Source organism: Streptomyces sp. 8K308, assembly GCF_004348315.1.
In the GTDB taxonomy this organism is placed as follows: Bacteria; Actinomycetota; Actinomycetes; order Streptomycetales; family Streptomycetaceae; genus Streptomyces.
The window spans coordinates 1-7633 of record NZ_SMKC01000331.1 but is presented as its reverse complement, the minus strand read 5'-3'; the positions used below and the strand labels follow the sequence as shown (position 1 = coordinate 7633).

The following is a 7633-nucleotide window of genomic DNA, read 5'->3' as shown; positions in this document are numbered from 1 at the left end:
GCCCGTGGGTGGTCGGGGTAGGCGGGCCGGGCGGCGGGCCGCTCCTGGCCGGGGTATGCCTCGCCACCCGGGTAGGGATCGTGGGCCCGCGGGTGCGGCGGAAGCTGCTCGGCGGGCTCGGCGCGCGGCTGCGGCACGGGGGAGGGCGGCGAAGGGAGCGGCCCCGTCACGGTGACGGCCAGCCCGATGGGCTGCCCGCACTCGTGGCTGAGCACGTCCCTGATCAGCGGGGCCAGCCGGCCCTCCAGCACGCTCTTCGCGTACTCGTTGGGCACGCCGAGCAGCGCGGTTCCCGAGACGAGGGCGAGCGGCTGGCAGTCCTGGAGCCAGCGGTGGTCCTTTGGCTCGAGCCGCTGATCGTCCGAGAGCATCGCGGTGAGCGCGCGAGGCCAGACCGCGGCAAGATCAGCGGGAAGGTCAGCCACGAGGCACGCTCTCTCACTCGCAGGGGTGGCGCTGGCGTTGACGGGCGCCCGTGGGTGTGCTTGTACCGTGATCCCGGGGCGGTTGGGCGAGGACGGTTGGACGGGGGCGACCGGGAAAGAATCCCGAGTTAAGCCACGGTAGTCAGCGCGGCGCGCGCACATCAAGTCGTTGTCCACAGGCTGTGTACGAGGATGGGCCGTCCGGGTTTGACCTGTGGGACGCCTCGCGCGTACCGTTGCCAGGTCGAGTCGTCGACGGCTGCTGCCGCCTGCCTCCGATGGCCTCTCCCCCGAGGTGAGCCTCGCCGATGCGCTGCGATGGCGGCTGACTCGGGCGTTGCGAGCTCCTCGCGGGCGCACGGTGACAGCTGTCGGCGGTCCACCTCCGTTTCGGCCGCCGTGCCGGACACCGAAGATCTCCTGGAGCCCCCGAGTGAGCAAGCGCACTTTCCAGCCGAACAACCGGCGCCGGGCAAAGACCCACGGCTTCCGGCTGCGGATGCGGACGCGTGCCGGCCGCGCCATCATCGCCAGTCGCCGCACCAAGGGCCGCGCGCGTCTGTCGGCCTGAGCTGACTGACCACAGGTCCATGCGGTGCTGCCCTCCGAGAACCGGCTGAGGCGGCGCGACGACTTCGCGACCGCGGTGCGCCGGGGGCGCCGGGCCGGACGCCCGCACCTCGTCGTCCATCTGAGCGGCGGTAAGGACCCGCACCCGGCGGCAGAGACCCCTCTGCCGCCGCGTGCGGGTTTCGTCGTGAGCAAGGCCGTGGGGAACGCCGTGGCCCGAAACCGTGTGAAGCGCAGGCTGCGGCACCTGGTCCGGGATCGGCTGTCCGTGTTGCCCCCCGGTAGCCTGGTTGTCGTGCGGGCCCTGCCTGGTGCGGACGGTGCGACCTACGATCAGCTGGCCCGGGACCTCGACGCCGCACTGGAGCGGCTGCTGGGAGGGGTACGGACGTGAAGTACCCGCTGCTGCTGCTGATCAAGCTGTACCAGTGGACCATCAGTCCGCTACTCGGCCCCGTATGTCGTTACTACCCGTCATGCTCCCACTACGGGTATGGCGCCATCGACCGGCACGGCGCGATCAAGGGGACGGCGCTGACTGTCTGGCGCATCCTGCGTTGCAACCCCTGGTCGCCCGGTGGAGTCGATCACGTTCCTCCTCGGAAGCGTCCGGTCTGGCACCGGCGGCTGCGGGACCGGCTGCGGCACAACAGGACGCTTTCCCACGCCTCGCCCGGGGGTGCCCCCCATCATGCCCAAGGAGCCTGACCCGTGGACACGATCAATACGATCCTCAGTCCTCTCTATATCGCGGTGTCCTGGATCATCGTCCAGTTCCACCGGCTGTACAGCTTGGTGTTCGACGAGGACAGCGGCTGGGCCTGGGGTCTGTCGATCGTCTCGCTGGTGATCGTGATCCGGATCGCCCTGATCCCGCTGTTCGTCAAGCAGATCAAGTCGACCCGGAACATGCAGGCGCTCCAGCCGCAGATGAAGAAGATCCAGGAACGCTACAAGAACGACCGGCAGCGTCAGTCCGAAGAGATGATGAAGCTGTACCGGGAGACGGGCACCAACCCCTTGGCCAGCTGCCTGCCGATCCTCGCGCAGTCGCCGTTCTTCATCGCGCTCTTCCAGACGCTCAGCCACATCGCGAACAACGACACCGTCGGCGTGCTCAACGCGGAGCAGGTGGACAGTGCCCGCTCCGCGACGATCTTCGGTGCCCCCATCGCGTCGCGCTTCATGGACAGCGCGAGTGACATCGCCGCGCTCGGCGCCTCCCTGGGCACGGTGCGCGTCGTCACGATCATCATGATCGTGCTGATGTCGGCGTCGCAGTTCTTCACCCAGCGCCAGCTGATGACGAAGAACGTCAACCTGGACGTCAAGACGCCGTTCATGAACCAGCAGAAGATGTTGATGTACATCTTCCCGATCATGTTCGCCGTCTTCGGCATCAACTTCCCGGTCGGCGTTCTGATCTACTGGCTCACCACCAACGTCTGGTCCATGGGCCAGCAGATGTACGTGATCGCCCGGAACCCCACCCCCGGCAGCCTCGCCTACAAGGAGCGCCAGGAGCGCCTGCGCAAGAAGGGCAAGCTGGCGGAGGAGCCGGTGGTGACCGACACGAAGAAGGCTGCCGAGACCGCCCGCGCCGCCAGGACCCAGCCCAAGCGGCAGAGCAAGGCGCAGCGCCAGTCGGGTGGCGGTCAGCAGCCGCAGCGGTCCACGCAGCCCAGCAAGCCCGAGCGGCAGCAGCCGAAGAAGCAGCAGGCCAAGAAGTCCCAGTCGGGCAAGCCAAGCAAGCCGTCCGCGAACAGCAAGAAGTAAGAAGGAGCCCCACCCGTGACGGACACCACCTCCACCGCATCGGCAGCTCCCCAGGACGCCGATGTCCTCACCCGCCTGGAGCAGGAGGGTGAGATCGCGGCGGACTACCTCGAGGGGCTGCTCGACATCGCGGACCTCGACGGGGACATCGACATGGACGTCGAGGGAGACCGGGCGGCGGTGTCGGTCATCGCCGACGGGCCCTCCCGCGACCTGCAGAAGCTGGTCGGCCGGGATGGCGAGGTGCTGGAGGCGCTGCAGGAGCTCACTCGGCTCGCCGTCCTCCGGGAGACCGGCGAGCGCAGCCGGCTGATGCTGGACATCGCCGGGCACCGGGCCCGCAAGCGCGAGAAGCTGACCGCGCTGGCCCAGGAGACCGTGCAGCAGGTGCGGGAGAGCGGCGAGCCGGTCAAGCTCAAGCCGATGACGCCGTTCGAGCGCAAGGTGGTGCACGACGCGGTGGCCGCGGCCGGGCTGCGTAGCGAGTCCGAGGGCGAGGAGCCGCAGCGCCGCGTGGTCGTTCTGCCGTGAACCAGGATCTGCCAGCAGGGCCGCCTCCTCCCCCGGAGGCGGCCGGCGCCGTCTTCGGGGACCGGTTGCCGGATGCCGTGCGCTATGCCGAGCTGCTCGCCGAGGTGGGGGTCCGCCGCGGCCTGATCGGCCCTCGTGAGGTCCCCAGGATCTGGGAGCGCCACCTGCTCAACTGCGCGGTGCTCTCCGAGGTCGTCCCCTCGGGGGTGACCGTCTGCGATGTGGGCTCCGGCGCGGGGCTGCCCGGCATTCCGCTGGCGCTGGTCCGGGCGGACCTCCGCATCACCCTGCTCGAGCCCCTGCTGCGGCGCACCACCTTCCTTCAGGAGGTGGTGGAGCTGCTGGGCCTTGAGGAGCAGGTGAGCGTCGTGCGCGGCCGGGCCGAGGAGGTGCTGAACACCTTCCCGCCGGTGCATGTGGTGACGGCGCGGGCGGTGGCGCCGCTGGACCGGCTGGCCGGCTGGGGGGTCCCGCTGCTGCGGCCGTATGGCGAGATGCTGGCGCTCAAGGGCGACACGGCCGAGCAGGAGCTCAAGGGGGCCCGGGCCGCCCTCAGCAAGCTCGGCGTGGTGCGGAGCGAGGTTCTGCACGTCGGTGCCGAGGTGGTGGATCCCCCGGCGACGGTGGTGCGGGTGGAGGTCGGCGAGAGCCCGGGCGGCGTGCGGTTCGCGGCCAAGCGGGCGAAGGCCGCCCGCCGGGCCGGGCGAGCCGGCCGGGGACCGCGCTGATCTTTCGCGCTCGCCCTTCGGCCGCCGGGCCGCCGCACGGCCAAAGAGCGGAAAATATCTCTGAGGCGGAGTGTCATACGGCCGCCCTCGGCGGCCGTCGGCATCGTGTTTCACGTGAAACGCCGCTCGCTGCTGCAAGGAATCATCAATCGTGGACGTGCGGCCGCCGAGCCGCGTGACCGCCGTTCCCCTCGCCCCTCACCCACACGTGGGGCGGCGGTATCCACAGAGGGCCAGCTATCCACACGTAACCACGCCTCGGTGGTTGACACCCCTCAGGACATGGCAGGCTTTGATCTCACGAAGGCTGCGCGTGTCGAGGAGAGTGAACCATTGCGGTCCGACGCCAATATCGCTGGACCGACGGCCGATCCCGTGCCCGGCCCTCGGTCCGAATCGGCGGACGCCCCCGGGGGTGCGGTCGACATCGCCCCCAGTGCGCCGCCTCCCGCAGGAGCCCTGCCCGGCAGGGCGGCCCAGCAGGCGGTCGAGGCCATGTATCGAGCCGGTGGCAGTCTGCCCCGGCCGGAGCAGACGCGGGTCATGGTCGTCGCCAACCAGAAGGGGGGTGTCGGCAAGACCACCACCACGGTGAACCTCGCGGCGTCGCTGGCTCTGCATGGCGCCCGGGTCCTGGTGATCGACCTCGATCCCCAGGGCAATGCCTCCACCGCGCTGGGCATCGACCATCACGCCGAGGTGCCGTCGATCTATGACGTGCTGATCGAGAGCAAGCCGCTCTCCGAGGTGGTTCAGCCGGTGCGGGACGTGGAGGGGCTGTTCTGCGCCCCCGCCACCATCGACCTGGCCGGCGCCGAGATCGAGCTCGTCTCGGTGGTGGCCCGCGAGAGCCGGCTGCAGCGGGCGATCACCTCCTACGAACAGCCACTGGACTATGTCTTCATCGACTGCCCGCCCTCGCTGGGCCTGCTGACAGTCAACGCCCTGGTCGCGGGCGCCGAGGTGGTCATCCCGATCCAGTGTGAGTACTACGCGCTCGAGGGGCTGGGGCAGCTGCTTCGCAACGTCGAGCTGGTGCGGGGCCATCTCAACCCGGAGCTGCACGTCTCGACGATTCTTCTCACGATGTACGACGGACGGACCAGGCTTGCCTCACAGGTCGCCGAGGAGGTCCGGAGCCACTTCGGCAGCGAGGTGCTGCGGACCAACATCCCGCGTTCGGTGCGGATCTCGGAGGCGCCCAGCTATGGGCAGACTGTTCTGACCTATGACCCGGGATCCAGCGGGTCGCTCTCCTACTTGGAGGCGGCCCGGGAAATCGCCCTGCGGGGCATGACATCTCAGCATGTACTGCCGCAGCAGGAGCAGCGCGGCCCGGTGGAGGGGACACAGTGAGCGAACGACGCAGGGGACTGGGACGTGGGCTCGGCGCGCTGATCCCGGCGGCCCCCAGGGGCACCGACGACATCGAGGCGGAGCCTGGCGCCTCGACATCGCCGGGCGCGGTGCCATCGCTGAGTCCGGACCGTGGGCTGGCCGTTCCGACGGCTGGCGGGTTCTCGGTGAGCGAGGGGCAGAACGGCGTTTCACGTGAAACGGGTGACGCACCGTCGGTCGCCGAGACGGTGGCAGCTGGCGTCGAGGCGGCCCCCCAGGAGGTGGCGGGCGCGCACTTCGCGGAGCTGCCGCTGGAGTTCATCACCCCCAATCCACGGCAGCCGCGTGAGGTCTTCGACGAGGACGCGCTGACCGAGTTGGTGACCTCCATTAAGGAGGTGGGTCTGCTCCAACCCGTCGTGGTCCGGCAGTTGGGGCCGGAGCGCTATGAGCTCATCATGGGCGAGCGGCGCTGGCGGGCCTGTCGCGAGGCTGGCCTGGAAGCCATTCCGGCGATCGTCCGGGCCACCGAGGACGACAAGATGCTCCTCGACGCCCTGCTGGAGAACCTGCACCGTGCCCAGCTCAATCCACTGGAAGAGGCGGCCGCCTACGACCAGTTGCTGCGGGACTTCAAGTGCACCCATGACGAACTGGCCGACCGGATCGGTCGGTCGCGACCACAGGTGTCCAACACCCTGCGGCTGCTTCGGCTCTCCCCTCGGGTGCAGCAGCGGGTGGCCGCCGGGGTGCTCTCGGCCGGACACGCTCGGGCGCTGCTGTCGGTGGAGGATGCCGAGGAGCAGGAGCGGCTGGCGCAGCGGATCGTGGCGGAGGGGCTCTCGGTGCGGGCGATCGAGGAGATCGTGATGCTCCAGGGATCCGCGCTGAAGAAGAACGGCGCCCGGTCCCGGGGCCCGCGCGCCGGCCGGCGGATCTCACCCGCCCTTGACTCCCTGGCGAACCGGCTCTCGGACCGCTTCGAGACGCGGGTGAAGGTCGACCTGGGGCAGAAGAAGGGGAAGATCGTCGTCGAGTTCGCTTCCATGGAGGACCTGGAGCGCATCCTGACCCAGCTCGCTCCGGGCGAGGGACCGGTGCTCGACCATGTCCGCGCTGTGGAGGAGCAGCAGGAGACAGAGGCGGCCGGCTGACTCGACTGATCTCGGGGTCACTTCGGACTTTCGATCACGTCTGACGCCCCATGGATACGATGGGATCCATGGGGCGTCAGCTTGTGCCGCTCACGCTGGACAACCTTGCCGATCTGCCGTCCGGCTGCCGGGCATGTGTCTTCTGGGAGTTGGACCCGGTCAGTGGTCGTGCCGCAGAGCGGGCCGGCCGGTCGGAGTCGGAGAAGAAGGCATGGCTCACGACCGTGTTGGAGGAGTGGGGCTCCTGCGGTCTCCTCGTCTATGTGGATCGGCGACCGGTGGGCTACGCGCTCTACGCTCCGCCGGCCTACGTGCCGAGGGCCGGCGCCTTCCCAACCAGCCCGGTGTCCGCGGACGCCGTCCAACTCATCACCGCCCGGATCGAACTTGGCTCCCAACACCAGGGCCTCGGTCGGGCGCTGATCCAGTCGATGGCCAAGGAACTGCTGGGGCGGGGGATCCGGGCGATCGAGGCCTTTGGGGACGCGCGTTGGTCGGGGCCGCGATGTGTGCTGCCGGCGGAGTATCTGTGGGCGGTGGGTTTCGAGACGACGCGACCGCATTCCGCCTTTCCTCGACTGCGACTTGAGCTCAGGCGCGCGGTCTCCTGGCGTGCCGACATGGAGCTGGCGTTGGATCGGTTGCTGGCCGGCGCCAGGGCGCGGCCGGCGTTCCGTCCGTCGTAACGGATCCCGCGGACATGGCAGAGGGCCGCTGCGTTTCACGTGAAACGCAGCGGCCCTCGCGTCGATCAGATGCTGTGTCGATCAGAGGAAGGCGCTGAGGTCGCGCTCCAGCGCGGCCTTCGGCTTGGCGCCGACGATGGTCTTCACGACGTCGCCGTTCTGGTAGACGTTCATGGTCGGGATGGACATGATCCCGTAGCGAGCGGCCGTGGCCGGGTTCTCGTCGATGTTGAGCTTCACGATGGTGATCTTGTCGGCGTGCTCGGCGGCGATCGCCTCGAGCGAGGGGGCGATCATGCGGCAGGGACCGCACCACTCGGCCCAGAAGTCGACCAGTACCGGCTTCTCGCTCTTGAGGACCTTCTCCTCGAAGTCGGCGTCGGTGGCGGTTACGGTGGCACCGGCCATGGTGCTTCTCCTTAGCT

General features: G+C 69.2%; 10 protein-coding genes and 1 pseudogene. 9 read left to right on the top strand and 2 right to left on the bottom strand.

Going from position 1 to position 7633, the window contains the following annotated elements:
• Window positions 1-425: pseudogene (locus E1265_RS39830) on the bottom strand (chromosomal replication initiator protein DnaA); the annotation flags it as partial.
• Between the two features lie 433 nt (window positions 426-858).
• On the opposite strand from E1265_RS39830, the gene rpmH reads away from it, so the two are divergent.
• The 9 genes from rpmH to E1265_RS30105 all read left to right on the top strand — a co-directional run bounded on the left by rpmH (window position 859) and on the right by E1265_RS30105 (window position 7208).
• Entirely contained in the window at window positions 859-996 is a 138-nt protein-coding gene (gene rpmH / locus E1265_RS30145) for a 50S ribosomal protein L34 (RefSeq protein WP_132819341.1), read from the top strand.
• A 24-nt stretch (window positions 997-1020) separates the two neighbouring features.
• Entirely contained in the window at window positions 1021-1389 is a 369-nt protein-coding gene (rnpA, locus tag E1265_RS30140; protein WP_132934151.1) for a ribonuclease P protein component, read from the top strand.
• The gene (gene yidD / locus E1265_RS30135) at window positions 1386-1703 is read left to right on the top strand and encodes a membrane protein insertion efficiency factor YidD (protein ID WP_132934150.1); all 318 of its coding nucleotides are present in this window, start codon (window positions 1386-1388) and stop codon (window positions 1701-1703) included. The genes rnpA and yidD overlap by 4 nt, the downstream gene beginning before the upstream one ends.
• Before the next feature lie 12 nt (window positions 1704-1715).
• Entirely contained in the window at window positions 1716-2771 is a 1056-nt protein-coding gene (gene yidC, locus E1265_RS30130) for a membrane protein insertase YidC (RefSeq protein ID WP_132934153.1), read from the top strand.
• Window positions 2772-2786: 15 nt separating this feature from the next.
• The gene (locus E1265_RS30125) at window positions 2787-3302 is read left to right on the top strand and encodes a R3H domain-containing nucleic acid-binding protein (RefSeq protein ID WP_132934149.1); all 516 of its coding nucleotides are present in this window, start codon (window positions 2787-2789) and stop codon (window positions 3300-3302) included.
• Window positions 3299-4030 (top strand): 16S rRNA (guanine(527)-N(7))-methyltransferase RsmG, encoded by a 732-nt coding sequence (gene rsmG, locus E1265_RS30120; RefSeq protein WP_243741215.1) that lies wholly within the window; start codon window positions 3299-3301, stop codon window positions 4028-4030. The genes E1265_RS30125 and rsmG overlap by 4 nt, the downstream gene beginning before the upstream one ends.
• A 282-nt stretch (window positions 4031-4312) precedes the next feature.
• A complete protein-coding gene (locus E1265_RS30115) occupies window positions 4313-5386 on the top strand; it encodes a ParA family protein (protein WP_132934148.1) in 1074 nt (357 codons plus the stop codon).
• On the top strand, window positions 5383-6522 hold the full coding sequence (locus tag E1265_RS30110) for a ParB/RepB/Spo0J family partition protein (RefSeq protein ID WP_132934147.1): 1140 nt from the start codon (window positions 5383-5385) through the stop codon (window positions 6520-6522). The genes E1265_RS30115 and E1265_RS30110 overlap by 4 nt, the downstream gene beginning before the upstream one ends.
• 68 nt (window positions 6523-6590) lie before the next feature.
• Complete coding sequence (locus E1265_RS30105; RefSeq protein WP_132934146.1) at window positions 6591-7208, top strand: GNAT family N-acetyltransferase; 618 nt, start codon at window positions 6591-6593, stop codon at window positions 7206-7208.
• An 81-nt stretch (window positions 7209-7289) separates the two neighbouring features.
• Here the strand turns inward: E1265_RS30105 and trxA are convergent, their stop codons facing one another.
• Window positions 7290-7616 carry a thioredoxin gene (trxA, locus tag E1265_RS30100; protein WP_132934145.1) on the bottom strand — a complete coding sequence of 109 codons (327 nt, stop codon included), beginning with the start codon at window positions 7614-7616 and terminating at the stop codon, window positions 7290-7292.
• Window positions 7617-7633 lie beyond the last annotated feature (17 nt).